We start from the raw sequence: 25,413 nt of genomic DNA on the forward strand, positions 1-25,413 counted from the left end.
AACAATCAGCTAGCTGGCATCGACGACACGCCAACCTGCGCCGGACGCAGCAGACGGTCATGCAGCATGAACCCTTCGGCCGAAACCTGAATGATGTCACCAGCGCGGGTGCCCGGCAGCGGCGCTTCGAACATGGCTTCGTGCATCTGCGGATCAAACCGGTCGCCGACCTCGGGTGAGACGACACGGATGCCGTGCTTGGAAAACACATCCAGCAAGGCTCGCATGGTCAGCTCAACCCCTTCGATCAAAGCGGCTGAAACCTCTTTCTGCTCGTCAGTCGCGGACTCCAGAGCGCGTTTCATGTTGTCATAGACCGGAAGCATGTCGCGCGCGAGTTTCGAGCCGCCATATTGCTCAGCATCGCGCCGTGCCTTGTCGCCGCGTTTGCGAGAATTCTCGGCATCGGCCAGCGCGCGCATGAACCGGTCCTTGTACTGGTCCCGCTCGGCGCGCAGCGCGTCCAGCTCAGCCTCTTCGCTGCTGATCTCGCTTAGCTCTTCGGCAAGCTCCTCGGCCTCGACCTCAGCAATATCGTCCAGGAAATCTTCGTTTTTGGGCTCTGCCATCTTTTCACCTCTAACTCCGGTCGGAAACTAATTTCCCGACCAGTTGCGCCGTGTAATTCACAATCGGCACGATCCGTCCGTAGTTCAGGCGCGTGGGCCCAATAACACCCACAGCACCGATAATCTTTCGATCAGAGTTCATATATGGAGACACCACCAGAGAGGAACCCGAAAGTGAGAAAAGTTTGTTCTCTGAGCCGATAAAAATGCGCACACCCTCGCCTTCTTCTGTCAGTTCGAGGAAATCCGCGATGTCGCGCTTGCGCTCAAGATCATCAAAAAGCGTCCTGATCCGCTCCAGCTCTTCCGCCTGATCGGTTTCCCCCAGCAGATTCGCCCGGCCCCGCACAATCAGCCGAGCCGAATCGACATCCTGACTATCCCAGGCGGCCAACCCGCTTTCCACCATCTCGCGCGCCAGCGAATCGATCTCTTGTCTGCGGGTCTTGATCTGGCTCTGGATGTCGCGGCGCACCGCACCGATCGTGCGCCCTTCGATCAATGTGTTCAGGAAATTGGCCGCCTCACGCATTGAGCTTGGGGTCTGCCCCGGCGGTGGGGTGAACAGGCGGTTTTCGACATGCCCGTCAGAAAACACCAGAACCACCAAGGCACGGTCATGGGCGAGCGAGACAAATTCGATATGCCGGATCTCGGCCTCATGCTTGGGCGTCAGCACCAGCGAGGCGCCCTGCGTGACCCCCGACAGGGCCGAGCCGATCCGGTCGAGCATGCCGCTGACATCGGAATGCTCATTGCCCAAGGTGGAATCGATGCGCGAGCGGTCGGCATCTTCAAGCTCGCCAACCTCTAGCAAACCATCGACAAACATCCGCAGCCCCATCTGCGTCGGCACCCGCCCGGCGCTGATATGGGGGCTGTCGAGCAGGCCCAGATATTCCAGATCCTGCATCACGTTGCGCACGGTGGCGGCGCTGACCTTTTCGCTGAGTGTCCGGGTCAGGGTGCGACTGCCCACCGGCTCGCCACTATCAAGATAGGACTCGACGATCAGACGGAACACTTCGCGTGAGCGTTCGTTCATGTCATCCAACAGTTTCGTCGCATCGTTCATACGCGCATCCTCGGTCGGGCAGTCATTAAAACCCATGTGATACAAAGGTCAATCGGGGTTGCGCTTTCCATCCCACGGACGGTATCCCAAGGCCGAACAGGATAAGGAATTCCCATGCGACCCTCTGGACGAAAACTAGACGAAATGCGCCCGGTTTCAATCGAAACCGGCGTGACCAAACATGCTGAAGGCTCCTGCATGATCCGCATGGGCGATACGCATGTGCTGTGCACCGCCACCCTCGAGGATCGCGTGCCGCCTTTCATCAAGGGCTCGGGCCTAGGCTGGGTCACCGCCGAGTATGGCATGCTGCCGCGCTCGACCAACACCCGGATGCGGCGCGAGGCCTCTTCGGGCAAGCAAAGCGGGCGCACCGTGGAAATTCAGCGCCTGATCGGCCGCGCCCTGCGCGCTGGCGTGGATCGGGTTGCTCTGGGCGAACGTCAGATCACCGTCGATTGTGATGTGATCCAGGCCGATGGCGGCACCCGCTGCGCCTCGATCACCGGTGGCTGGGTGGCGCTGCGTCTGGCAGTGAACAAGCTGATGAAAACGGGCGACGTAATCTCTGACCCGCTGGTCGATCCGGTCGCGGCTGTATCCTGCGGGATTTATGCGGGCCAGCCAGTGCTGGATCTCGATTACCCCGAGGATAGCGAGGCAGGCGTGGACGGCAATTTCATCATGACCGGCTCGGGCAAGCTGATCGAAGTTCAGATGTCCGCCGAAGGGTCGATCTTTTCCCGCGACCAGATGAACCGGCTGATGGATCTGGCGGAAAAAGGCGTCTCGGAACTGGCCGCCGCACAAAAGGCCGCCGCTGCATGACCCGCAAATTCACCGGCGACCGGCTGCTGGTCGCGACCCATAACAAAGGCAAGCTGGAGGAGATGGCGCATCTCCTAACACCTTTTGGGGTTACGGTCATTGGCGCCGGTGAAATGGACTTGCCGGAACCGGAGGAAACCGAGGACACATTTGTCGGCAACGCCCGGATCAAGGCCCATGCCGCAGCCAAAGCGACCGGGCTGCCCGCGCTGTCCGATGATTCCGGCATCACTATCGACGCGCTGGGTGGCGCGCCCGGTGTCTATACTGCCGATTGGGCAGAAACCGATGATGGCCGCGATTTCATGATGGCGATGACGCGCGCGCATGACGAACTGGAAGCGAAGGGCACAGCGCACCCTCACCTCGCGCAATTTCGCTGCACCCTTGTGCTGGCCTGGCCCGATGGTCACGACGAAGTGTTCGAAGGCGTTGCCCCCGGACATCTGGTCTGGCCGGTGCGCGGCATTGACGGGTTCGGATATGACCCCATGTTTGTGCCGCAGGGCTATGATCAGACATTCGGGGAAATGGATCGTTGGGAAAAGAACAAGATCAGCCACCGCGCCGATGCGGTAGCGAAATTCGTGACCGGCTGCTTTGACGGATGACTGGCAACAGGGTGGCTTTGGCCTCTATGTGCATTGGCCGTTCTGTCAGGCCAAATGCCCCTATTGCGACTTCAACAGCCATGTTTCATCCCAGATCGACCAACAGATCTGGATCGACGCCTATCTGAGCGAGTTGAGCCGCACCGCGCCCGCACTTTCAGGCCGGGTGTTGAACACGATCTTTTTTGGCGGCGGCACGCCTTCCTTGATGGACCCCGAAACCGTTGCTGCAGTGATAGAGGCCGCGCGCAAACACTGGCCGGTCGCCAACGATCTGGAAATCACGCTTGAGGCCAACCCCGGCTCGGTCGAGGCCGGGCGGTTTGCCGGATTCCGCGATGCCGGGGTCAGTCGTATTTCCATGGGAATTCAATCGCTTAACGATGACGATCTGCGCCGTTTGGGCCGCATCCACACGGTTGCCGAAGCGGGCGCGGCCTTTGACATCGCCCGCAAGTGCTTTGACCGGGTCAGCTTTGACCTGATCTATGCCCGACAGAACCAGACGCTTGAAGATTGGTCAGCCGAACTGACCCAAGCGCTGTCCATGGCCGTCGACCACCTTTCGCTCTACCAGTTGACGATCGAAGACGGCACCGCCTTTGGCGATCGTTACGCGCGGGGCAAACTGCGCGGATTGCCCGAGGACGACACCGCCGCCGACATGTATCTGGCCACGCAGGACATCTGCGCCCGCCACGGCCTGCCCGCCTATGAGGTTTCGAACCACGCCCACCCGGGATCGGAGTCCCGGCACAATCTGATCTACTGGCGCTATGGCGATTACCTAGGCATCGGCCCTGGCGCTCATGGACGGTTGACGATTGACGGGCAAAGATACGCCACCGAAACCTACCGGATGCCGGGCGAATGGGTGAAGGCGGTCAAGTCCGGCTCGGGCGACGCTCTCCGAACGCCGCTTTCCACCGCTGAACAGGCCGAAGAATACATGATGATGAGTATGCGCCTGTCTCAAGGTCTAGATACCGCCAGATACACCAAACTTTCCGGTAACCCGATAGACTCACACAAGCTGTCACAACTCGTCGAGCTGGGCATGGTCGAGCAGGACGGCGCAATACTGCGGGCGACGATAAGCGGTCGCCCGGTCCTGAATGCCATCCTGCGCGAATTGATGGTGGACTGATCGGATGCAGTATCTCTGGGCAGTGCTAGGTCTGATCTGTGTTGGCCTTGCGATCATCGGCGTGGTGCTCCCCCTGCTGCCGACAGTTCCCTTCCTGTTGCTCGCCGCGTTCTTCTTTGCCCGATCCTCAAGCCGCCTGCATAACTGGTTGCTGAGCCATCGCATATTTGGCCCGATGATCGACGATTGGCACAGCTCCGGCGCAATCCGGCCCGGCGCAAAAAAGGCGGCTACCATGTCGGTCGCCGCCGTATTTCTGCTGTCACTTGTTTTTGGGGCGCCCGGCTATGTGCTGATCATTCAGGCGCTGGTGTTGAGCTGCGTGCTGATCTTTATCTGGACTCGCCCTAACGGCTAAGCTTGGCGCAAAGATCATCCAGTTGATCCAGGTTTTCATAGGTCAGGACAACCTGCCCCGATTCCGCGCCCGGCTTGTGATTGATTGCCACTTTCATCGCAAGGATCGCCGACAAGTCCCGCTCCAGAGCGCGGGTATCGGCATCTTTTGTTGGGGCTGACGGGCGCGGTGCGGCTGGGGTCTCACCCCTTCCATCCTTTTGCTGCTTCTTGACCAGCGCTTCCGTCGCCCGGACCGACAAACCGTCCTTCACCACCTGTTTCGCCAGATCAGAAGGGTTTTCCGCTGTAATGAGCGCCCGCGCGTGCCCGGCTGACAGTTTTCCATCCACCACAAAACTCTGAACGTCCGACGGCAGGGACAGCAACCGCAGCAGGTTCGCAATATGACTGCGGCTTTTGCCAAGCGCTTCGGCCAGCTTTTCCTGGGTATGGCCAAACCTGTCCATCAACTGTCGATAGCCTGCCGCCTCTTCCACCGCGTTCAGATCGGCTCGCTGAATGTTCTCGATAATGGCGACTTCCAGAACTTCGGTATCGTTCAGATCACGAACCAAGACCGGAACCTCGTGCAGCTGCGCCATCTGCGCCGCACGCCACCGGCGTTCACCAGCAACAATCTCGTATTCACCGCCATCCACCGGACGCACAATCAACGGCTGCAAGATCCCCTTCTCCCGGATCGACGCCGCAAGCTCTTCCAGATTCTCCGGTGAGAAACTCCGTCTCGGCTGATCCGGATTGGCGCGCAGTTTTTCGATGGGAACAGTCATATCGGACCGCGTCGGAGCGGATTCGGAATTGACAGGCTCGGGTGTCACATCCGCCATCAACGCAGAAAGACCGCGCCCAAGCCCGCGTGGTTTCGAGGTTTTCATGCTCACTCCTCTCCGCCTTATGCGGCGGCTTTGTTATGTTTGCGCAGCAATTCTTCGGCCAGCGCCCGATAGGCCGCAGCACCTTGCGAGGTCGGATCATAGTTCATCACCGGCAGCGCAAAGGATGGGGCTTCACTCAGTCGTACATTACGAGGAATCTTGGTGTCAAATACAAGCGCGCCCAGATTGTCACGCGCATCCTGTTCAACCTGCTGGGACAAGTTGTTGCGTTTGTCGAACATGGTCAACACAACACCTTCGATCCTGAGGTCGGGATTTGCCGTCTGCCGCACTTCTCGGATCGTCAGCATCAATTGCGACAGGCCTTCCAACGCAAAGAACTCGCTTTGCAGCGGAACCAGCACCGAATGGGCCGCAACCATGGCATTTACAGTCAGAAGGCTGAGCGATGGCGGGCAGTCGATCAGGATAAAATCCCAGCCAAACGCATCCATCGCTGTTTGTCGCAGCGCATCATGTAAAAGGAAGCTGCGCTTTTCATTGGAGATCATCTCGATATCCGCCGAGCTGAGATCAACCGTTGCCGGCACGATCGACAAACCTTCGATATCCGTAGCCCGAATAACCGACGTCAGCGGCGCTTCATCGATCAACAATTCATAGGTCGTGCCCGCGCGTTCATCAATACCAAGACCGGTGGAGGCATTGCCCTGCGGGTCGAGATCGACCACCAGAACACGCAGCCCCTGCTCAACCAGTCCAGCCGCCAGATTGATCGCAGTGGTTGTCTTTCCAACGCCCCCCTTCTGATTTGCAACCGCGATGATACGGGGGCCCTCGGGACGAGACAGATCAGACACGCGCAATTCCTCGGATTTTCAGAATGACCGCATTGGGTTCTGTTAAACTAGTAATCGCATCCGCCGTGAAATTCCATTGCTTCGCTGCGTTATCCACTTCTTTTTTCCAGCTGACCCCCTTGGGAAACAACGCCAGGCCATCCGGTTTCAAATGTCTGTCACAAAAGGAAAAAAGTGCCCCCAGATCGGCCAGCGCTCGGGCAGACAGGATATCTGCCTGCTGCGGATCGACGGATTCAATGCGCTTAGCCAGAACTTTGGCATCACAACCGGTTTCGCGGAGTACGGCGCGCAGAAAGGCGCACTTTCTTTGGTCGCTTTCGATCAACGTGAAGCGAAGGTCTGCTTCGATTTCCATTGCAGCTATTGCGATGACCAGCCCGGGAAACCCTCCACCACTCCCGATATCAACCCAATGGCCGCTGGGCTTCGCAACTTGAAAGACCTGGAGGGAATCAACAAAATGGCGCGTCCATAAGGTTTCAAGACTGGCCTTGGAAACCAAATTGATCTTGGGATTCCACTTTCTGACTAAATCCCCAAAGACTGTCAGCCTCTCGATTGTTTCACGTGAAACATCGAAACCCGCTAGGGCCTCCTGCGCGACATCGCTCATGCGCTGCGCGCCCTATCCAACCGTCGAAGATGGGCGAGGATCAGCGCAAGCGCGGCAGGCGTAACTCCTTCGACCCGCGCTGCCTGCGCCAGATTCTCTGGTCGGGCGGAGACAAGCTTTTGTTTCAACTCAGTGGATAGCCCTTCGAGAAGCGAAAAGTCGAACCCGGCTGGGATGCGGTGGTTTTCGTCGCGCTTTAACGCCGCAACGTCCTTTTGCTGCCGCGCAATATAATTTGCATATAGTGCATCGCGCTCAACCTGACGGCGGATCGGTCCTTGCACCGCGTCCAAACCTTGAATCATTGGCAGAAGATCCTCGAAAGACACATCCGGGAAACCCAGAACAGCCATCCCATCCCGTCGATTTCCATCCTGATTTACGGATATACCCGCATCCTGCAATTGCTTCGGGGTATATGTGCGCTCCGTGAGCATGGATTTGGCAGCATCGACTTGTTCCATTTTCTCCAGAAATTGCTCACGACGCCGATCGCCAACGCAACCGAGGTCAATGCCAACAGGTGTCAGCCGTTGATCGGCATTGTCCGCACGCAAGGACAATCGAAACTCCGCCCGCGAGGTAAACATCCGGTAAGGCTCAGTCACGCCGCGTGTCGTCAGATCGTCAATCATCACGCCGATATAGCTGTTGGATCGGCCAAACAGCACCGGTTCAACGCCTTTGGCCTCCAAAGCCGCGTTCAAACCCGCAACCAACCCCTGGGCTGCGGCTTCCTCATATCCTGTTGTCCCGTTGATCTGCCCGGCCAGGAACAGACCCGGCACCGACTCCAGGGACAAGCGGTTGGATAGCGACCGGGGATCAACATAGTCATATTCGATGGCATAGCCCGGCTGCAGAATAACCGCCTGCTCAAGCCCCTTGATCGAATGGACGTAGTCATCCTGAACATCGCGCGGCAGAGAGGTGGAGATGCCATTCGGATAGATCGTGTGATCATCAAGCCCTTCGGGCTCAAGGAAAATCTGATGCGACTCCTTATCGGCGAAACGGACGATCTTATCCTCGATCGACGGACAGTATCTGGGCCCCACCCCATCGATATGGCCGCCATACATGGCTGATCTCTCAAGATTGTCAGCGATGATCTGATGCGTTTGTGCGTTTGTATGTGTGATGCCGCAGGATATCTGCTGCGCTACCGGGGCATCGGACAAGAACGAGAAAAGGACCGGATCATCGTCGCCGGGCTGCATTTGCAGATCACTCCAGTCGATCGTACGTCCGTCGAGCCGCGGCGGTGTGCCGGTTTTCAGGCGCCCCAGCGGGAGGTCAAAAGATTCCAGTCGTTCAGCGAGCTTCACTGAGGGCTTGTCCCCCATCCGGCCGCCCGGATGGCTGACATCGCCGATATGGACGATCCCGCGCAGGAAGGTGCCAGAGGTCAGGATAACCGTGCGCGACCGGATCTCCGATCCGTCGGCTAGGAGAACACCTGCAACAGCAGAGCCATTCATCAGGAAATCAACGGCTTCGCCCTCAACTACGGTCAGGCATCGCTGTTTCTGAGTTTCCGAAAGCATCGCCGAGCGGTAACGTGCGCGATCTGCCTGGGCGCGTGGCCCTTGGACCGCGGGTCCTTTGCGGCGGTTCAGCAAGCGAAACTGAATACCGGCGTGATCCGCAACACGACCCATAACCCCGTCGAGCGCGTCGATTTCCCGGACGAGGTGCCCTTTGCCCAGACCCCCGATGGCCGGGTTGCATGACATCACACCGATATCACCCTGCTTCAGTGTGATCAGCGCCACACGCACGCCAAACCGAGCTGCGGCGTGGGCTGCTTCACACCCCGCATGCCCTGCCCCGATGACAGCAACATCAAACTCTGAATGTTTCACGTGAAACACTCCTCACTTACCTAGGCAAAAACTCGCGAAGATTTCGTCCAGCAAATTTTCGACATCTACCCGGCCCACCAGAGATTCAAGCGCACGGATTGCTGTGCGCAATTCTTCGGCAGCTATATCATACTGATCCGGTCCGGAGTCGAGAATCAAAGAGACATTCGACAGCGCTGCCATCGCTATGATCATCGCGGTCCGATGGCGTTCGCGGGTTGCAATGCCACGACTGCTGGCACGGTTGAGCAATCGCTCCGAAACTTGCGTGACCAATTGATTGATCCCCGCCCCGGTCAACCCCGATATGAACCCAGGCTGATTCCCATGCAGGTCACCTTTGGGACGGACATGAATGTCATCGGGCTGTGGAGAAATTTTCAGGTCATCCGAAGTTTCACTGAGAAACACCCTCAGATCAGCGCAATCAGCGCGGTCCTTCGCGCGCTGGATGCCGATGCCTTCCACGTAGTCTTCGGTATCGCGCAGACCAGCCGTGTCCAGCAGAGTTACGGGCAGCCCGGACAGATCCATGCGCACTTCGATAATATCGCGGGTCGTGCCTGCAAACTCTGAGGTGATCGCCGCTTCTCGACCGGCCAAAGCGTTGAGCAAAGTGGATTTTCCGACATTCGGAGGGCCAACAATCGCAACCTCAAACCCGGTGCGGATGCGTTCGGAAATCTTGACGCTGGCCGCCTCGCGCTCAAGGTCGGCAATAACGGCGTTAAGCAGCGAGCGTACTTCGGGCGTGACATCGGTCGGAACTTCTTCGTCGGCGAAGTCGATCACCGCCTCCAGCAGCGAGGCCGCGCGGATCAGATCGCGACGCCAGGATTCCGCCAGCCTGCCAAGCTCACCCGCGAGGATCGTCTGCGCTTGCTTCCGCTGCGCCTCGGTTTCGGCGTCAATGAGGTCGGCCAGACCTTCGACCTGAGCAAGGTCGAGCTTACCATTCTCCATCGCACGACGCGTAAATTCACCCGGCTCGGCCAGCCGCAGCGCGTCATGGTCCGATAAGGTGCGCAGCACAGCTGTGATGGTTGCCGGGCTGCCGTGGATCTGAAATTCAACCACATCTTCGCCGGTGAAACTGGCGGGCGCCTGGAAGGACAGCACCAGTGCCTCGTCGAGAACCGCGTCGGACGAATCCGTCAATGTGTGAAATCGCATGCCACGCGCGGGCAAGGTGGCGCTACATATCTGTTCCGCCGCGCTCCGGGCTCGCGGCCCGGAGATACGGATCACAGCAACGCCGGCTTTGCCTTGCGCGCTGGCCAGCGCAAAGATGGTATCCATACTGATGGCCTCGCGATGGTCACGAAAGGATCAGGTGTTCATCGAATCGAAAAACTCGGAATTGGTTTTGGTCTGCTTGAGTTTGGACAGCAGGAACTCGATGGCGTCTGTGGTTCCCATCGGGTTGAGAATCCGGCGCAGAACAAAGGTCTTGGCCAGATCGCCCTTGTCGACCAGAAGGTCCTCTTTCCGCGTACCGGATTTGAGGATGTCGATGGCCGGGAAGACGCGCTTATCGGCAATCTTACGGTCCAGCACAATTTCCGAGTTACCTGTGCCTTTGAATTCTTCAAAGATCACTTCATCCATCCGGCTGCCGGTATCGATCAGGGCGGTGGCGATGATGGTCAGCGATCCGCCCTCTTCGATATTCCGCGCCGCGCCAAAGAACCGCTTGGGGCGTTGCAGCGCATTCGCATCCACACCACCGGTCAGAACTTTACCCGAGGACGGCACCACAGTATTGAATGCCCTACCAAGTCTTGTGATCGAGTCGAGGAGAATAACAACATCTCGTTTGTGTTCGACCAATCGCTTAGCTTTTTCGATCACCATCTCGGACACGGCCACGTGGCGGGTCGCCGGTTCGTCAAAGGTCGAGGATACAACCTCACCCTTCACCGAGCGCTGCATGTCCGTCACTTCTTCGGGGCGTTCGTCGATCAGCAGCACGATCAGATAGCATTCCGGATGGTTCTTCTCGATGGAGTGCGCGATGTTCTGCAGGATCACGGTCTTACCCGTACGCGGCGGGGCCACGATCAGCGAACGCTGGCCTTTTCCGATTGGAGCCACCAGGTCGATAACACGGGCCGAGCGGTCCTTGATGGTGGGATCCTCAATCTCCATCTTCAGGCGCTCATCAGGATAAAGCGGCGTCAGGTTGTCGAAGGCGATCTTGTGCTTGGCTTTTTCGGGCGCTTCAAAGTTGATCTTGGTGACATTGGTCAGCGCGAAGTAGCGCTCGTTGTCATTGGGCGCCTTGATCTGCCCTTCGATCGTGTCGCCGGTGCGCAGGCTGTACTGGCGGATCATGTCGGGCGAGACATAGATGTCGTCCGGACCCGGCAGGTAGTTCGCCTCAGGCGAGCGGAGAAAGCCGAAACCGTCCTGCAGCACCTCAAGAACACCATCACCGCCAATGGCCCATCCCTCGTCCGCACGTTCGCGCAGGATCTGGAACATCATCTCGCCCTTGCGCATGGTCGAGGCGTTTTCGATCTCCAGCTCTTCGGCCATCGCCAAAAGGTCTTTGGGGCTCTTGGCTTTGAGATCGGCAAGATTGAGGGATTCGGTTGTCATGGTGATAGGACCCTTGGCCGCGATAAGGGGCGGCACAGACATTCATGGACTTGGAAAACACGCCACCCGGACGGGCGGGACCATGCCTACATAGGCGGCAGGCGCGGCGGAGTCAAATGCCAGTCAGAACTTTACCACGACCGAGACCACAATGATCACCATCAGGACGGTTGGGACCTCGTTCATCATGCGGAACTGTCGCCCGGTCAGCCGGTTGCGCCCAACCAGGAAATCCTTGCGCCTGATCGCGAGCCAATGATGAAACCACGTCATTGCAACCACCGATGCGCCCTTGGTCCAAGGCCAGACGTAACTCCAGTCAACAATGCCTGGGGTCATCACCATGATCAGGCCACAGACCCAGCTGACAATCATTGCTGGCTGCATGATCACTCGCAACAGCTTGTTTTCCATCGTCTCGAAGATTGCCGAAGCACCTTCGACGTCCTTGGCGTTTTCGACGTGGTAGACATAAAGTCTAGGCAAATAGAAGAGACCGGCCATCCAGGATATCACTGCCATGATGTGCAGTGACTTGATCCACGGATAAAGCACAAAAAGAAAATCGGTCATGGTGTCCCGCCTTGCTCGATCCCTCCCTAATAAAAAAGAAAGAAAGAAAAAAGGATGATGGTTTTGTTGGAACAGAGGTTTCGGTGGATTATTGGGTTTTACCCGGGCTTGTCCCCAGCGGGGAAAAGTTGCCCGCTCAGCGGGTGGGATATGTTGACGGCGTAAATTATGTTATTAAAACAATAAGATAAATAACATCACAGCTCTGTGACTTGTGGATAAAACCGAGATAACTCTGGAAGATCACGATTAGCCCCCGGTTGCGACTTATCCTTGTCCCGGATGGATAGATGACGCGTGATTTCGGGATGCAACCGCATCTTTCATAGCTCTTGCGCGATTTGCTTAAAATCATGCAAAGGGTTCACATCGAAACACAGTCTTTCTCACGGGGTTTTCCACATGTCTGTCCCATTCCTGCTTGCTTCCGGTTCGGAGATCCGGGCGCAGTTATTGCGCAACGCTGCTGTCCCGTTTGAGATTCAAGTGCCGCGCGTGGACGAGGATCAGATCAAGGCGGCGCTATTGGCCGAAGCCGCAGCCCCCCGCGATATCGCAGATACGCTGGCCGAATGGAAAGCGCGCCGGATCAGCGAACGAAACTCCGAGGCGATGGTTCTGGGTTGCGATCAGGTACTGGATTTCGAGGGGCAGCTTTTGTCAAAGCCTGTCTCGCCCGAGGCCGCGCTGGCCCAGTTGCAACAGATGCGCGGCAAGCGGCACATGTTATTATCGGCGGCTGTGATATATGAGGGGGGTAAGCCGGTCTGGCGCCATGTGGGTCAGGTGCGGCTGCGGATGCGGGACAGTACGGATGCTTATCTGGAGGGTTACGTCCGGCGAAACTGGGACAGCATCCGCCACGCGGTGGGCGGCTACAAGCTGGAAGAAGAGGGTGTGCGGCTGTTCACCGCCATTGACGGCGACTATTTTAACGTTTTGGGTATCCCTTTGTTGGAGTTGCTCAATTATCTGACTTTGCGGGGGGTTATCGACCAATGACAGACATGCGGATACCACTGGCCGGTGTCATCGGGCACCCGATTGCGCATTCCAAGTCACCCTTCATTCACCGTCACTGGCTGACCACGATGGGGATCTCGGGGTTCTATATCCCGATGGATGTTGCTGCGCAGGATCTTGAAACGGTCATTCGTACCCTGCCCAAAGCCGGGTTTGTCGGGCTCAACGTGACAATCCCTTATAAAGAGGCGGTGATGTCGATTGCCGATAAGGTAACCGACCGTGCGACGCTGATCGGGGCGGCAAACACGCTGATCTTTCGCAATGATGGGTTGATCCACGCGGATAACACCGATGGTTACGGCTTTATCTCGAACCTGCGCGGTGGCGCGCCGGATTGGGACCCGAGCGCGGGCCCGGCGGTTGTGCTTGGCGCGGGCGGTGCCGCGCGCGCGGTGATTGCTTCGCTGGCAGAGGCCGGTGTTCCGCAGATCATCCTGACCAACCGCACCCGCTCCCGTGCCGAGCGGCTCAAGGATAATTTTGGCCAGCGCGTGGTGGTGGCTGATTGGGTACAGGCGGGCAATGTGGTCGAGGAGGCCAAGCTGCTGGTGAACACAAGCTCACTGGGCATGGTCGGAAACCCCGAACTGCGCGTGCCGCTGGACGGGCTGTCGCCCGATTGCGTGGTGACCGATCTGGTCTACACACCGCTCAAGACCCGGCTGCTGCGGGTCGCCGAAGAGACAGGCTGCACCACTGTCGATGGTCTGGGCATGTTGCTGCATCAGGCAGTGCCTGGATTTGAGCGCTGGTTCGGCCAACGCCCGGTGGTGGATGAGGGGACCAGGGCGGCGGCGCTCAGATGAGTTTCTGCCTCGGGCTAACCGGTTCGATCGGGATGGGCAAAAGCACTACCGCCGCCATGTTTGTCGCAGAAGGCTGCGCGCTTTGGGATGCGGATGCGGCGGTGCATCGGCTTTATGACAAGGGCGCAGCGGTTGCACCCATCGCGGCGCGTTTTCCCGATGCGGTTGATGATGGCCGTGTGGATCGCGCCGCGTTGAAGCGGATCATCACCGACAATCCGGCCGCCCTGAAAGAGATCGAATCCATCGTTCATCCGCTAGTGGCGCAGGACCGCGCCGCGTTTCGCCAATTGGCGCAGGCTGATATCCTGGTCTTCGATATCCCGCTCTTGTTCGAAACCGGCGGGGATGCGGCAATGGATGCGGTGGCTTGCGTGACGATCCCCGCCGATTTGCAACGCCAAAGGGTTCTGGAGCGTGGCACCATGAGCGAGGCGCAGTTCGAACAGATCCGGGCGAAACAGATGCAGAATGACGAAAAATGTGCCCGGTCGGATTATGTCATCATCACAGATACATTGGATCACGCCCGGCGGCAGGTTACAAAGATTGTCGGGCAGATACGGACAGGGCTGGCAAATGCGTGAGATTGTACTTGATACTGAAACCACAGGATTCGATCCGCAAAGTGGCGATCGGATTGTCGAGATCGGTGCGGTGGAACTTTGGAACCATGTCGCCTCGGGCGGCACCTATCATCAGTATATCAATCCCGAACGCTCCATGCCGCAGGAGGCGTTTGAGGTACACGGCATCGGGCCCGATCTGCTGGAGCCGCCGCAAACACCCGCCCCCGGGGCAGTGCTGCTGAAGGACAAGCCGGTTTTTGCGAAGATCGGGCAAGCGTTTCGCGACTTTGTCGGGGATGCAAAGCTGGTCATCCACAACGCGGCTTTCGACATGAAATTCCTCAATGCCGAGCTGCGCTGGATGGGGGTCGAAGAGATCCCGTGGGAGCAGGCCATCGACACGCTAGCCATCGCCCGCAAACGGTTTCCCGGCTCGCCCGCCACGCTGGACGCGCTGTGCCGCCGATTCAATATCGACAACACCGCACGCACGCTGCACGGGGCGTTGCTCGATTCCGAGATTTTGGCCGAGGTCTATCTGGAGCTGATCGGCGGGCGGCAACCCGATTTCGGACTGTCCAACGCAACAGGTCAGAGCGGATCATCCAGCGAAGACAACTGGCGCCCGCAGCCGCGCAACGCAGCGCTTCCACCACGGATCAGCGATGAAGAACGCGCCGCGCATGAAGCTTTTGTAGAAAAACTGGGCGAAAAGGCCCTGTGGTCCCGCGCCTGATCCGGTCAGGCGCGGGATGCAAAATCAGGCGTCAGCCTTTTGATCCTTTTGCTGTGCCTGAGCCTGTGCCTGCACATGGGCAAGGCGCTGGCGATAGATCTGGACGAAGTCGATCTGATCCAGATTCAGCGGCGGGAAGCCACCATCGCTGGTCACATCGCTGACGATCCGGCGCACATAGGGGAACAGAAGGCGCGGACATTCGATCAGCAGAAACGGCTGCAACTGCTCTGAGGGAATGCCCTCGACATGGAAGATACCGTAATAATCCAGCTCCATCAGGAACAGGATATCATCCATGCCCTTGGCCTTGTTGGTGATGTTGAGCTTGAGCGTCACATCATATTGGTGTTCGACCTGACGTCGGCGGGCATCGACACTAACCTGAACATTGATGTCCGGTTCAATCTGACCTGACGCGCCTTTTTGCGCCATGACATTCTCAAAGGACATGTCCCGGATGAATTGCGCAAGTACACGCATCTGGACCTGCGGGGGCTGCTGCTGCTGTTCCTGATCTGCTGCAGCGTCGTCTTCGGCCATGAAACCACTCCTGAATAAAAACCAGCCAATGCTTAGCAGCTTGGCCCATGCACCTCAATGGCGGTCAGGACCCTCGACCCAGCCTGATGGCGTTGCATTCGGGTCGCGGGGGCGAACCACCTCTTCATATTCGCCGTCGATCACGTCGCCTTTGCCCCGGTCACGGAAATCCGCGCGCATGCCGGGACCCGGACCCATCCGGAACTGCGTGACCACCATCCGTTTCTGCAGATAGCGGAATACCGCCACCCGCACGCCCGGGATCAGCAGCGCAAAGCCGATGGCATCGGTGAAAAACCCCGGTGTCAGCAGCAGTACCCCGGACAGCAGGATCATAGCACCATGCGCCAGCGGCTCGGTCGGATCGTCCAGTTCGGAAAACGCGCGCTGCAATTCTCCCATGGCCATACGGCCTTGTGTTCTTACCAGCCAGGTGCCCAAAAACGCTGTGCCAACCACGATGGCCAGCGTTGGCCACAGCCCGATCAGACCGCCCACCTGGATGAACAGCGCGATCTCGATGACCGGTATCAGCAGAAACGCCAGCAGCAGATACATTTTCAGGGTCCTTTCCGTAGGGTTGAGCGGTGGACTTGCCCCCGCCTAGCCCCTACATAATGACGAGAGGCTCTGCTTACAAAGCCTGACGTCTAAGACGAGGACAAAATGAACTCTCCCCTGATCCAGCTTCTTGTGCTGGCCGGCATTGCTATCTTCCTGATCCTGCGCCTCAGAAGTGTTCTGGGCACACGCGAAGGCTTTGAAAAACCGCCTGTTCCGCAGCAGCCTCAAGGGCGCGCGGGGCGCGACTTCGAAGTCATCGAAGGCGGACCCGACCATGACATCACCGATCACGTCGCCGAAGGCAGCGATCAGGCCGAGGCATTTACGGCTATGAAGCGGGTCGAACCGGCCTTTTCGGTCGGTGAATTCGTGCAGGGCGCGCGGGGCGCTTATGAGATGATCGTCATGGGGTTCGAGCATGGCAACCTCAAAGAGATCGAGCCATTTCTGGCCGAGGATGTGTTTGAAACCTTTGTCTCGGTCGTCTCGGCCCGCGAGGATCAGGGCCTGACCATCGAGTCCGAATTCGTCGGCGTGCGCGAGACCACTGTTGCGGATGTCAAATTCGACAAGGACACCAACCTGGCGCAGATCAGCATGCGCTTTGTTGGGGAACTGACTTCGGTCGTGCGCAATAGCGATGGCGAGATCGTCGAGGGTAACCCCAACACGGTCAAACGCCAGAAAGACACCTGGACCTTTGCCCGCACCATGGGCACCGATGACCCCAACTGGCTGCTTGTCGCCACGGACGCATGATTGCAGCGCTCCGGTCGGTTTTTCTGGCAGGTGTCGTGATGGTTGCGGGAACCTCGTCAGAGGCGGAAACCACGCATACCGTGCTGGACTATGACAGTCTGGATGACTGGGCGGCGGATGATCATTCCGCCGCTCTTTCGGTTTTTCTAAACACCTGTGGCGATCTGGATGATCCCGACTGGCGCGCGCTTTGCGCGTTGGGCCGGGAACAGGGCGCGGCGGGAGCGCGGGCGTTTTTTGAACTCTTCTTTCGTCCCGTGTTGATCGAGGATGGCGTCGATCCGCTTTTCACCGGCTATTTTGAACCGGAACTGAATGGTGCGCGCGGACCCGGTGGCCCTTACCAATACCCCGTCTACAAGATGCCGCCTGAGGCGCGGGAGGCTGGCCCATGGCTGCATCGCCGCGATATTCTGACCAGCGGCGTGATGGAGGGCCGTGGGCTCGAAATCGCCTGGGTCGATGATCCGGTGGAGCTGTTTTTTCTGCAAATCCAAGGATCTGGCCGCATCCGTATGCCCGATGGCGATACCGTCCGTGTGGGTTATGGTGGGGCCAATGGGCACAGCTACCGCTCTGTCGGACGCGAGTTGGTGCGCCGAGGCATATTCGCCGCGCATCAGGTCAGCGCCGAGGTGATCAAACGGTGGGTGCGCAGCAATCCGGCGGCTGGGGCTGAGCTGCTGTTTCACAACCCCTCATATGTGTTTTTTCGCGAGCTCAAACGTTTGCCTGCCAACGTTGGTCCGCTGGGGGCGATGAATCGCTCGGTCTCGGCCATGCGCAGCATTGCGGTTGATCCTGCCTTTGTCCCGCTGGGCGCGCCGGTCTGGGTGGAGAAAGACGGCGCCGATCCGATCCGCCGCCTGATGATCGCGCAGGATACCGGATCGGCCATCAAGGGTGCGCAGCGGGCCGATATCTTTTTTGGTACCGGTGACCAGGCCGGTCGAGCTGCGGGGAAACTCAGGGACCCGGGCCGGATGGTGGTCCTGCTGCCCATTCAACGCGCCTATGCGCTGGCACCGGATGGGCTGTGATGACACGGCGGAAACTGCGTCAGGACGAGATCGACCTTTGGAAAAAGGTGGTCGAGCGTGCCGAACGGATGCATCCGCAGCAGGCTGAACCGGTGCGATCGGGTGTGATGCCCAAACCCAAGCTCGCCAAGACACCCCCGCCCCGGATCGAGGCGTTTGATATCGGCCAATCGGCCAAGCAGAAACCCCAGCGCCCCCATTTGAAGCCCGCTGTCACGGATCGCCTTGCCGCCTTGCCCCTGCAAATGGATCAAAAGGCGTTCGCCAAGATGAAGCGCGGCCGCATCAAGCCCGAGGGGCGACTGGACCTGCATGGGATGAGGGTCGACACGGCCTACCCGGCCTTGGTGCGGTTCATCCTTTCGGCGCAAAGCTCCGGCAAACGGCTGGTGCTGGTGATCACCGGCAAGGGCAAGGATCGCGATGAACCCGGCCCGATCCCAACACCGCGCGGCGTGCTGCGCAATCAGGTGCCGCAATGGCTGTCACTGCCGCCTCTGGCGCAAGCGGTGCTTCAGGTTACGCCTGCGCATATTAGCCATGGTGGCGATGGCGCTTATTACGTGTATCTGCGACGCGTGCGCGGCGGGGTCTGAGCGCGGCTGATACCGACCTGGACCAGCAGGCAGGCTATCAGAAAATAGAGACTAAACCAGAGGAATTGCGTCTCCATCCCGATTCCGGCATCGATCAGCACGCCGGTCAGAACCGGGCCGATGGCCGATCCCAGCACCATGACCGCCGTGGCAAGCGCCTTGATGGCTCCGATATGGGCGGTGCCATAGAATTCGGCCCAGAAGGCGCTGGGCAGGGTTGCATTTGCCCCCGTTGTCAGTGCCATCAGCACAAATCCCAGCAGGAGCGCCCCGACGCCATTGCCAAATGCGAACATGAGAAAACCCAGGATGATAGGCAATTGGAACAGCGGCATCATGCGCGCGGTGCCCCATCTGTCCAATGCCACGCCGGTGGCGATGGCGGTCAGGATCGATAACCCGGTATAGACGGGGAACATGGACACAAATGTTAGATGCTCCCATCCCTTGACCTCGGCCAGATGAACCTGATGGAAAAACGTGGCTGTCATAAAGGCGGACGGACCCAGGATGGACGGCACGATGAACCAGAACAAGGGATGCGAGATGGCCTCGCCCCGAGTCCAGTGATGATCGTTCATGCCGGTACTCGACTCGCCCTTAGCCAGGTTCTGCGGCGTGCGCTCGCGACGGAGCAACCACAATAGAACCGGAATCCCCGCGACGCAGACAAGCGCGCAAAATACCCAGAGATCACGCCAGTCAAAGCGCGTCATGGCTTTGACAAAAACAAATGGCAGCACGGCCTCGCCAAAAGCAAACCCAAGCGTTGCAATGGCCAGCGCCCTGCCCCGCGTCGCCTGAAACCAGCGCGCCATCGCCACCAGCGCGATATGCGAGCTCATCCCCTGCCCGAACAGGCGTAGGCCAAAGATCACGACCGGCAACAGGAAGACCCAGTTGTTCAGGGCCATGCCAAGGCAGGCAGTGCCTAACCCGAGCAGCACGACCGGGCCAAGGATACGCACCCGAAACCAATCGGTCATCACACCGGACCAGATCATGACAACGGCCGATAGTGCCGTGGCGATCCCGTAGATTCCGCCCCAGCCACCATGGCTGAGGTCGAATTCAGCGCGAATCTCTCCGGCAAAAACCGAGATGAAAAAGGTCTGGCCGAAACAGGACAGAAAGGTCAGCAACCCACCCGCACCGAGCCACCGGGCATTGCGGATCAGGTATCCGCGCAACCCGCCATCGCTCATCTGTCTTCGCCGGAAGGTGGTGCGGTGAGCGTAACCGATGTTGCACCGGAGGAATTGCGCAGCGTTGCAGGAAACAAGGACTCGATCCCAGAGTTTTCGGTTTCAAGCGCCTGGCTCAAAGGACGGGTCGCTTTGAACATCGCCAGAAGTGAGGGCGAGGTCGCCGCGACGAAGTGGGACGAGGCAGCGTCTTCATTGAACGCGGTGGTGTCGATGACTTCGACCGGCAGATCGGCGATTTTCTGAATCGAACTGATGTTGCCCAAGCGTTCGCTGTCAGCGGTTCCTCGCAAGCGGGCGGAAAACCCCAGTGCCTTGTCCTTTTCCGAGACCATAATGGCAAAGGGTTGCGGCACGTCGGAAATCTCGTCCATCTGTTCGCGGAACAGATCGATATCCAGATCGGGTGAGATCAGGATCACGCCCTCGAAGGTGCGACTGGCCCAGCCGGGGTTCTTGAGCTCGGCCTGGCGCAGCATTTCCATCGTCAGGGCCGAGCCCATGGAATGTGCCACCAATATGACCCGTTTTGCCCCGGCGGCCTTGACCTGATTGACAAAACTCTCCAGCCCGTCGCGCGCGAAGAGCATGCTGTCGAGGTCATAGGCATAGCCATAGGCACGGCCACGGCTGGGCCAGGAATACATCATGATCTGGCCGGGGATTTCCACGTCATGCGCCATCTGCGCGGCACGAAAGGCGGTTTCAACCTGGGTCGTGTTATAGCCGTGGACAAAGATCACGACCTCGCGGTTGTTGGCATCAAAGCTGCGCATCCGCTGGCTCACGCGCGCATTGAAATCGCGCTGCGTTGCAAATTCCCTCTGACCGGCGAGCGTAAACTGTTGCTCAGGATCCGGGTTGGCGTAGGAAAAGCTCAGATCGCCAGGCTGATGGGCTGGTGGGATCGAGACGGTAAGCTCAAGCAGGCTCAGACGATCAGAGCGTCGAAAGCCATAGGTTCCGTCTGCTTCCTTCGCCCGGCTCGATGCCACGAAGACAGTATAGGGCTCGCCGACATCCAGCGCCTCGGGCACGACCGGATTGACGCTGCGGTCGACACAAGCGGTCAGGATAATCGCAAAAAGTCCGAGCAATAGAGGCCGCATCAACAAAACTCCGGTTTGAATGCGGCCCCACGCTAGACGATTCCACGCCGAGGTCTAGAGAACGTAGCGACTGACATCGGCTGATTTCGTCAATTCGCCCAGATTTGCCTCGACAAACCCGGCATCGACGGTGACCGCGTCACCGGACCGGTCGGGCGCGGTGAACGACAGCTCTTCGAAGACCCGCTCCATCACAGTATAGAGCCTGCGCGCGCCGATATTTTCGACGCTCTGGTTCACATCCGCAGCGATCTTGGCCAGTGCTGCGATACCGTCATCGGTGAAGGTGACGGTCACCTCTTCGGTGCCCATCAGCGCGGTATATTGCCGGGTCAGCGCGTTGTCGGTCTCGGTCAGGATGCGCACGAAGTCTTCCTCGGTCAGCGCCCGCAGCTCGACCCGAATGGGCAGGCGACCCTGCAATTCGGGCAGCAGGTCCGAGGGTTTGGCGATGTGGAAGGCACCCGAGGCGATGAACAGGATATGGTCGGTCTTCACTGCGCCATGTTTGGTGCTGACAGTGGTGCCCTCAATCAGCGGCAGCAGGTCGCGCTGCACGCCTTCGCGGCTGACATCGCCGCCGCGCGCCTCGGTGCGGGCGCAAACCTTGTCGATCTCGTCGAGGAAGACGATGCCGTTCTGTTCGACTGCCTCCATCGCGGTGCGATTGACGATTTCGTCGTCCAGCAGCTTGTCAGCTTCTTCGCTGATCAAAACCTCGTAACTATCCGCCACGGTCATGCGGCGTTTGACGGTACGCCCACCAAAAGCTTTGCCAAAGATATCGCCCAGATTCATCATACCCATATTGGCACCGGGCTGGCCGGGGATTTCCATCATCGACATCGGGTTGGAACTGTCGGTCAGCTCCAGCTCGATCTCTGTATTATCCAATTCGCCGTCCTTGAGCTTTTTGCGGAACATCTCGCGGGTCGACTCGCGGGCGTCGGACCCGGCAATGGCCTCGATTACCCGTTCCTCGGCGGCGGCGTGGGCTTTGGCTTTGACGTCTTCACGCATGTATTCGCGGGTCTGGATGATGGCGGCATCGACCAGATCGCGGATGATCTGTTCCACATCCCGGCCGACATAACCGACCTCGGTGAACTTCGTGGCTTCGATCTTGATGAAGGGCGCGCGGGCCAGTTTGGCCAGACGGCGGCTGATCTCGGTCTTGCCGACGCCGGTGGGGCCGATCATCAGGATGTTCTTGGGATAGACCTCATCGCGCAGATCATCACTCAGTTGCTTGCGCCGCCAGCGGTTGCGCAGGGCCACAGCGACGGCGCGCTTGGCGTCCCGCTGGCCGATGATGAAACGGTCCAGCTCGGATACGATTTCGCGGGGCGTCAGGTCGGTCATGATCTCTCGGTCTCATTGTTTCGCTGGGAACCTAAGCATGGCGCGCGAAAACGCAAGCAGATCACGGCAATCTCACGCGCTCACACGGAATGAACACGCGTTTTCAGGGGTTTGTGATGCGCGGTTTTATTTTCGCAACCCGCCTACAGATCACCACAAGGCAATCAAGCCAACATCTCGACAGGAAGGACCCCCATCATGCTGACCCGCCGTTCATTGTTTATCACTGCCGCCGCTTCGGGCGCGGCCATGACGCTTGCCACCGCGGGCACCGCCATCGCCGGTGCTGCCAAGGGCAGCTTTGAGGGCCGCTCCAATCACGAAACGTCTGGCTCGGTCCGGGTTTTCAAGGAAGGTGACCGGTATATCGTTGAACTGGGCGATGACTTTTCGCTGGATGGGGGCCCCGACCCTCGCGTCGCCTTTGGCAAGGACGGCACCTATGATCCCGACACCAAGCTGGGTGCGTTGTTGAACCTGACCGGCAAGCAGCAATATGCCGTGCCCAAAACCTGGGACGCTTCGGCCTATAACGAGGTCTATATCTGGTGCGAGGTTGCCGGTGTTCCGCTGGGCGTAGCCAAGATTAACTGAGCGCCACTCACCTGCTATGTGTCTGGGGGTCGAACGGTGGTTCGGCCCCTTTTCACGTGCTGATACCGGTGTCACCCGGAAATTATGGAAATAATCCAGCTATTTGCTAGGCTGGCCCCGGGATCATCCAATGGCGCGGGGCACGTTTATGACCAAAATCGCGAAAATCACCCTGCTTTTTGTTGTTTTCGTCGATCTGATTGGTCAAGGACTGGTCTTTCCGATCATCAATTCGCTGATCATGTTGCCCGCTTCCGGGTTCCTGCCCGAGGGGACCCCGGATGGTCGGCGGCATTTCTATTATGGGCTGGTGATCGGGTGCTTCTTTCTCGCTTGGTTTCTGGGCGTCGTCTATGTCTCGAAAGTGTCCGACGCGATCGGGCGCAAGAACGCGCTGCTGATCTGCCTAGGTGGGGCGCTGGTGGGCTATGCGCTGACGATCCTGTCGCTTTATCTCGACAGTCTGTTGCTGCTGATCCTGGGGCGTAGCATCACCGGCTTCACCGCCGGAAACCAGCCCATCGCGCAGGCGGCGATGATTGATGGCAGCACTGATGCCGCCGATCGCGACCGCAACATGGGCTATATCGTCACCGGCATCAGCTTTGGTCTGGTGGGCGGGCCGCTGATCGGGGCGGCGCTGTCGAACCTGGCGCTGTTCGGTCAGGCGGCCTCGTTCAAGACCCCCTTTTATGGGGCCTTCCTGCTGGTTCTGATCGCGATCTTTCTGGTGCTCTTCTTCTTCAAGGACCTGCGCACGGAACGCGCGCCTTTTGTGTTCCGACCCGCCGACATCACCGACAGCCTGATCGCGGTCAAAGATCACCCGCTGGTTCTGAAACTGCTGCCGGTCTACGCGTTCTTCATGATCGCCAATGTTACGTTCTATGTCTTTGCCGAGAACTTTCAGACCAGCGCCTTTGGCTACGGGGTGGTCGGGGCCAGCGTCCTGATGGTGACCATTGGTGTGGCGCTGGCCTTTTCCAGCACCTTTTTGGTCAAACCCGCGCAGGAGCGGTTTTCCAAGCACGCCATCCTGCGCGTCTCTTTGATAACGATGATGGTCTGCACGCTGGGCTTTGCCTTCAGCCCCTACGGAGCCCTGACCTATGTGCCGGTCTTCCTGTTCTATTTCTTCTTCGGGGTCGCCTACCCCACCTTGCTGGGCCTGTTTTCCTCCAGCGTGGCCGAGGGCGATCAGGGCTGGGTCATGGGCGTGACTACGGCGGTGTTCTGCCTTGCGGGTGGGGTCATGTCGCTGATCGGCGGCGGGCTGATGAGCGTCGATATAAGGCTGCCGTTTTACGTCGTTTTTGTATCGGCGACGCTGGGTCTGATCGGCACCTATCGCGGGTGGCGCAGCAAAGAACTGAAGACGCTTCTGGAATAGGATGCGCGCTCACGCAGCCTCACGCGCGCATACACGCCATATCAGCGTGTTGTGAGCAGGGCTACAAAACCGCCTCGGCCCCCATCATGTCATTTAAGTCTTCGTGCATCCCCCCGGAAGCGCGAAGCAAGGGCACCACCACTCACGCGCGGAGCCCGGGGGCTGAGGGCAGAAACTCAGCCCCCAATGGCCTCCACGGTCAGGTTGCCATTGGTGTAAACGCAGATATCGGCGGCAATGGCCATCGCAGCGCGCGCCACCTCTTCGGCGTTGCGGTCGCTGTCCATCATGCCGCGTGCGGCGGCGAGGGCAAAGTTACCGCCAGAGCCGATGGCGGCCACGTTATGTTCAGGCTCCAGCACGTCCCCTGCTCCGGTGATCACGAACATGTCGGTCCCGTCGGTGACAATCAGCATCGCTTCTAGCTTTTGCAGATACTTGTCGGTGCGCCAATCCTTGGCCAGCTCGACACTGGCGCGCGCCAGTTGCCCCGGCGTTGCCTCCAACTTGGCCTCAAGCCGTTCCAGCAGGGTAAAGGCATCCGCCGTTGATCCGGCAAATCCGGCCACCACGTCAAACCCACCGGGGCTGAGCCGGCGCACCTTGCGCGCTGTGCCCTTGATCACGGTCTGGCCAAGTGAGACCTGCCCATCCCCGGCAATCACCACCTTGCCGTCTTTCTTGACACCGATAATCGTTGTGCCGTGCCAACCGGGAAAGTCGTTATCCGCCATGAATGCCTCCATCTGATCGTCGCCTATATGGATCGGGCGGTGCAGGCGCACAAGGGGCGTCGTCTCTGTGTGAGAGGCGAGCCGGTTTTGACGTTGCCTATTTGTTATGCACGGCGTGCAATTCGGGGCTGTCGAATGGGCAATTGTGAGTCTCACCCGGTGGGTCTAGATGAACCTCATACCGACGAGATCGGAAAACGCACATCAAAGGAACAGCGCAATGGCAAATGCCTCTGTACAAGCACACGCGCCGCTGGGCGCAACCACCATCCTCCACGTTGTGGACGCAATCGCCTCGGCGTTCCGCCCGCTCAAAGACTGGAACGAAGCCCGCCTGACCCGCCGCGAGCTGTCCAGCCTGACCGACGCGCAACTGGACGATATCGGTCTGACCCGCGAAGAAATCGCGCAGATCTGATCCAGATTTCAGTACCGCGAA

General features: G+C 58.9%; 29 protein-coding genes. 14 read left to right on the plus strand and 15 right to left on the minus strand.

Features of this window, described 5'->3' with window-relative positions; genetic code table 11:
* Positions 1-5 precede the first annotated feature (5 nt).
* The gene (locus Q5Y75_RS19710) at positions 6-569 is read right to left on the minus strand and encodes a nucleotide exchange factor GrpE (RefSeq protein WP_306200796.1); all 564 of its coding nucleotides are present in this window, start codon (positions 567-569) and stop codon (positions 6-8) included.
* A 10-nt stretch (positions 570-579) separates the two neighbouring features.
* Positions 580-1,644 carry a heat-inducible transcriptional repressor HrcA gene (gene hrcA / locus Q5Y75_RS19715; protein WP_306200798.1) on the minus strand — a complete coding sequence of 355 codons (1,065 nt, stop codon included), beginning with the start codon at positions 1,642-1,644 and terminating at the stop codon, positions 580-582.
* A gap of 114 nt (positions 1,645-1,758) precedes the next feature.
* Here hrcA and rph point away from each other — a divergent pair, with 114 nt between their 5' ends.
* The 4 genes from rph to Q5Y75_RS19735 are packed head-to-tail and all read left to right on the plus strand — an operon-like array spanning position 1,759 to position 4,588.
* On the plus strand, positions 1,759-2,472 hold the full coding sequence (rph, locus tag Q5Y75_RS19720) for a ribonuclease PH (RefSeq protein WP_306200800.1): 714 nt from the start codon (positions 1,759-1,761) through the stop codon (positions 2,470-2,472).
* Complete coding sequence (gene rdgB / locus Q5Y75_RS19725) at positions 2,469-3,083, plus strand: RdgB/HAM1 family non-canonical purine NTP pyrophosphatase (protein WP_306200802.1); 615 nt, start codon at positions 2,469-2,471, stop codon at positions 3,081-3,083. The genes rph and rdgB overlap by 4 nt, the downstream gene beginning before the upstream one ends.
* The gene (gene hemW, locus Q5Y75_RS19730) at positions 3,073-4,230 is read left to right on the plus strand and encodes a radical SAM family heme chaperone HemW (RefSeq protein WP_306200805.1); all 1,158 of its coding nucleotides are present in this window, start codon (positions 3,073-3,075) and stop codon (positions 4,228-4,230) included. The genes rdgB and hemW overlap by 11 nt, the downstream gene beginning before the upstream one ends.
* A 4-nt stretch (positions 4,231-4,234) precedes the next feature.
* Positions 4,235-4,588, plus strand: a complete 354-nt coding sequence (locus tag Q5Y75_RS19735) for a YbaN family protein (protein WP_306200806.1) — start codon at positions 4,235-4,237, stop codon at positions 4,586-4,588.
* On the opposite strand, the gene Q5Y75_RS19740 is transcribed toward Q5Y75_RS19735, so the two are convergent.
* The 7 genes from Q5Y75_RS19740 to hemJ form a co-directional block, all read right to left on the minus strand.
* Entirely contained in the window at positions 4,578-5,471 is an 894-nt protein-coding gene (locus Q5Y75_RS19740; protein WP_306200807.1) for a ParB/RepB/Spo0J family partition protein, read from the minus strand. The genes Q5Y75_RS19735 and Q5Y75_RS19740 overlap by 11 nt on opposite strands.
* A gap of 11 nt (positions 5,472-5,482) precedes the next feature.
* Positions 5,483-6,286, minus strand: a complete 804-nt coding sequence (locus Q5Y75_RS19745) for a ParA family protein (protein WP_306200809.1) — start codon at positions 6,284-6,286, stop codon at positions 5,483-5,485.
* Positions 6,279-6,902: a 16S rRNA (guanine(527)-N(7))-methyltransferase RsmG gene (gene rsmG, locus Q5Y75_RS19750; RefSeq protein WP_306200811.1), complete on the minus strand. Its 624-nt coding sequence runs from the start codon at positions 6,900-6,902 to the stop codon at positions 6,279-6,281. Before rsmG ends, Q5Y75_RS19745 begins: the two co-directional genes overlap by 8 nt.
* The gene (mnmG, locus tag Q5Y75_RS19755) at positions 6,899-8,767 is read right to left on the minus strand and encodes a tRNA uridine-5-carboxymethylaminomethyl(34) synthesis enzyme MnmG (RefSeq protein ID WP_306200813.1); all 1,869 of its coding nucleotides are present in this window, start codon (positions 8,765-8,767) and stop codon (positions 6,899-6,901) included. Before mnmG ends, rsmG begins: the two co-directional genes overlap by 4 nt.
* A 12-nt stretch (positions 8,768-8,779) precedes the next feature.
* Positions 8,780-10,066 carry a tRNA uridine-5-carboxymethylaminomethyl(34) synthesis GTPase MnmE gene (gene mnmE, locus Q5Y75_RS19760; protein ID WP_306200815.1) on the minus strand — a complete coding sequence of 429 codons (1,287 nt, stop codon included), beginning with the start codon at positions 10,064-10,066 and terminating at the stop codon, positions 8,780-8,782.
* 30 nt (positions 10,067-10,096) lie between these two features.
* Complete coding sequence (gene rho, locus Q5Y75_RS19765) at positions 10,097-11,368, minus strand: transcription termination factor Rho (protein WP_306200817.1); 1,272 nt, start codon at positions 11,366-11,368, stop codon at positions 10,097-10,099.
* Between the two features lie 123 nt (positions 11,369-11,491).
* Positions 11,492-11,941 (minus strand): protoporphyrinogen oxidase HemJ, encoded by a 450-nt coding sequence (gene hemJ, locus Q5Y75_RS19770; RefSeq protein WP_306200819.1) that lies wholly within the window; start codon positions 11,939-11,941, stop codon positions 11,492-11,494.
* A gap of 402 nt (positions 11,942-12,343) precedes the next feature.
* Between hemJ and Q5Y75_RS19775 the strand changes: the two genes are divergently transcribed.
* Genes Q5Y75_RS19775 through dnaQ form a run of 4 tightly spaced genes read left to right on the plus strand, consistent with a single transcriptional unit; the run spans position 12,344 to position 15,078 of the window.
* Complete coding sequence (locus tag Q5Y75_RS19775) at positions 12,344-12,943, plus strand: Maf family protein (RefSeq protein ID WP_306200821.1); 600 nt, start codon at positions 12,344-12,346, stop codon at positions 12,941-12,943.
* A complete protein-coding gene (locus Q5Y75_RS19780; RefSeq protein ID WP_306200823.1) occupies positions 12,940-13,773 on the plus strand; it encodes a shikimate dehydrogenase in 834 nt (277 codons plus the stop codon). The genes Q5Y75_RS19775 and Q5Y75_RS19780 overlap by 4 nt, the downstream gene beginning before the upstream one ends.
* Entirely contained in the window at positions 13,770-14,360 is a 591-nt protein-coding gene (coaE, locus tag Q5Y75_RS19785; RefSeq protein WP_306200825.1) for a dephospho-CoA kinase, read from the plus strand. Before Q5Y75_RS19780 ends, coaE begins: the two co-directional genes overlap by 4 nt.
* A complete protein-coding gene (dnaQ, locus tag Q5Y75_RS19790; protein WP_306200827.1) occupies positions 14,353-15,078 on the plus strand; it encodes a DNA polymerase III subunit epsilon in 726 nt (241 codons plus the stop codon). Before coaE ends, dnaQ begins: the two co-directional genes overlap by 8 nt.
* Positions 15,079-15,102: 24 nt before the next feature.
* On the opposite strand, the gene secB is transcribed toward dnaQ, so the two are convergent.
* Positions 15,103-15,621: a protein-export chaperone SecB gene (gene secB, locus Q5Y75_RS19795; protein ID WP_306200829.1), complete on the minus strand. Its 519-nt coding sequence runs from the start codon at positions 15,619-15,621 to the stop codon at positions 15,103-15,105.
* A gap of 54 nt (positions 15,622-15,675) precedes the next feature.
* Entirely contained in the window at positions 15,676-16,179 is a 504-nt protein-coding gene (locus Q5Y75_RS19800) for an FxsA family protein (protein ID WP_306200831.1), read from the minus strand.
* Between the two features lie 108 nt (positions 16,180-16,287).
* On the opposite strand from Q5Y75_RS19800, the gene Q5Y75_RS19805 reads away from it, so the two are divergent.
* Genes Q5Y75_RS19805 through Q5Y75_RS19815 form a run of 3 tightly spaced genes read left to right on the plus strand, consistent with a single transcriptional unit; the run spans position 16,288 to position 18,580 of the window.
* Positions 16,288-16,944, plus strand: a complete 657-nt coding sequence (locus tag Q5Y75_RS19805; protein WP_306200833.1) for a Tim44/TimA family putative adaptor protein — start codon at positions 16,288-16,290, stop codon at positions 16,942-16,944.
* A complete protein-coding gene (gene mltA / locus Q5Y75_RS19810; protein ID WP_306200835.1) occupies positions 16,941-17,984 on the plus strand; it encodes a murein transglycosylase A in 1,044 nt (347 codons plus the stop codon). Before Q5Y75_RS19805 ends, mltA begins: the two co-directional genes overlap by 4 nt.
* Entirely contained in the window at positions 17,984-18,580 is a 597-nt protein-coding gene (locus Q5Y75_RS19815; RefSeq protein ID WP_306200837.1) for a Smr/MutS family protein, read from the plus strand. The genes mltA and Q5Y75_RS19815 overlap by 1 nt, the downstream gene beginning before the upstream one ends.
* Here Q5Y75_RS19815 and Q5Y75_RS19820 read toward each other — a convergent pair.
* From Q5Y75_RS19820 to hslU, 3 genes are read right to left on the minus strand one after another with little or no spacing between them, the layout of a single operon-like run.
* Positions 18,544-19,785, minus strand: coding sequence for an MFS transporter (locus tag Q5Y75_RS19820; protein ID WP_306200839.1), 1,242 nt, complete (start codon positions 19,783-19,785; stop codon positions 18,544-18,546). The genes Q5Y75_RS19815 and Q5Y75_RS19820 overlap by 37 nt on opposite strands.
* Positions 19,782-20,894 (minus strand): alpha/beta hydrolase, encoded by a 1,113-nt coding sequence (locus Q5Y75_RS19825; RefSeq protein WP_306200841.1) that lies wholly within the window; start codon positions 20,892-20,894, stop codon positions 19,782-19,784. The genes Q5Y75_RS19820 and Q5Y75_RS19825 overlap by 4 nt, the downstream gene beginning before the upstream one ends.
* 54 nt (positions 20,895-20,948) lie before the next feature.
* Positions 20,949-22,256 (minus strand): ATP-dependent protease ATPase subunit HslU, encoded by a 1,308-nt coding sequence (gene hslU, locus Q5Y75_RS19830; protein WP_306200843.1) that lies wholly within the window; start codon positions 22,254-22,256, stop codon positions 20,949-20,951.
* Positions 22,257-22,454: 198 nt separating this feature from the next.
* On the opposite strand from hslU, the gene Q5Y75_RS19835 reads away from it, so the two are divergent.
* Positions 22,455-22,850 (plus strand): DM13 domain-containing protein, encoded by a 396-nt coding sequence (locus tag Q5Y75_RS19835; RefSeq protein ID WP_306200845.1) that lies wholly within the window; start codon positions 22,455-22,457, stop codon positions 22,848-22,850.
* 148 nt (positions 22,851-22,998) lie between these two features.
* Complete coding sequence (locus Q5Y75_RS19840; RefSeq protein ID WP_306200847.1) at positions 22,999-24,240, plus strand: MFS transporter; 1,242 nt, start codon at positions 22,999-23,001, stop codon at positions 24,238-24,240.
* 176 nt (positions 24,241-24,416) lie between these two features.
* On the opposite strand, the gene hslV is transcribed toward Q5Y75_RS19840, so the two are convergent.
* A complete protein-coding gene (gene hslV, locus Q5Y75_RS19845) occupies positions 24,417-24,974 on the minus strand; it encodes an ATP-dependent protease subunit HslV (protein ID WP_306200849.1) in 558 nt (185 codons plus the stop codon).
* 220 nt (positions 24,975-25,194) lie between these two features.
* Here hslV and Q5Y75_RS19850 point away from each other — a divergent pair, with 220 nt between their 5' ends.
* Positions 25,195-25,392, plus strand: coding sequence for a DUF1127 domain-containing protein (locus Q5Y75_RS19850; RefSeq protein ID WP_306200851.1), 198 nt, complete (start codon positions 25,195-25,197; stop codon positions 25,390-25,392).
* The last annotated feature ends 21 nt before the right edge of the window (positions 25,393-25,413 follow it).

It is taken from the genome of Ruegeria discodermiae (genome assembly GCF_030758345.1).
In the GTDB taxonomy this organism is placed as follows: domain Bacteria; phylum Pseudomonadota; class Alphaproteobacteria; order Rhodobacterales; family Rhodobacteraceae; genus Ruegeria_C.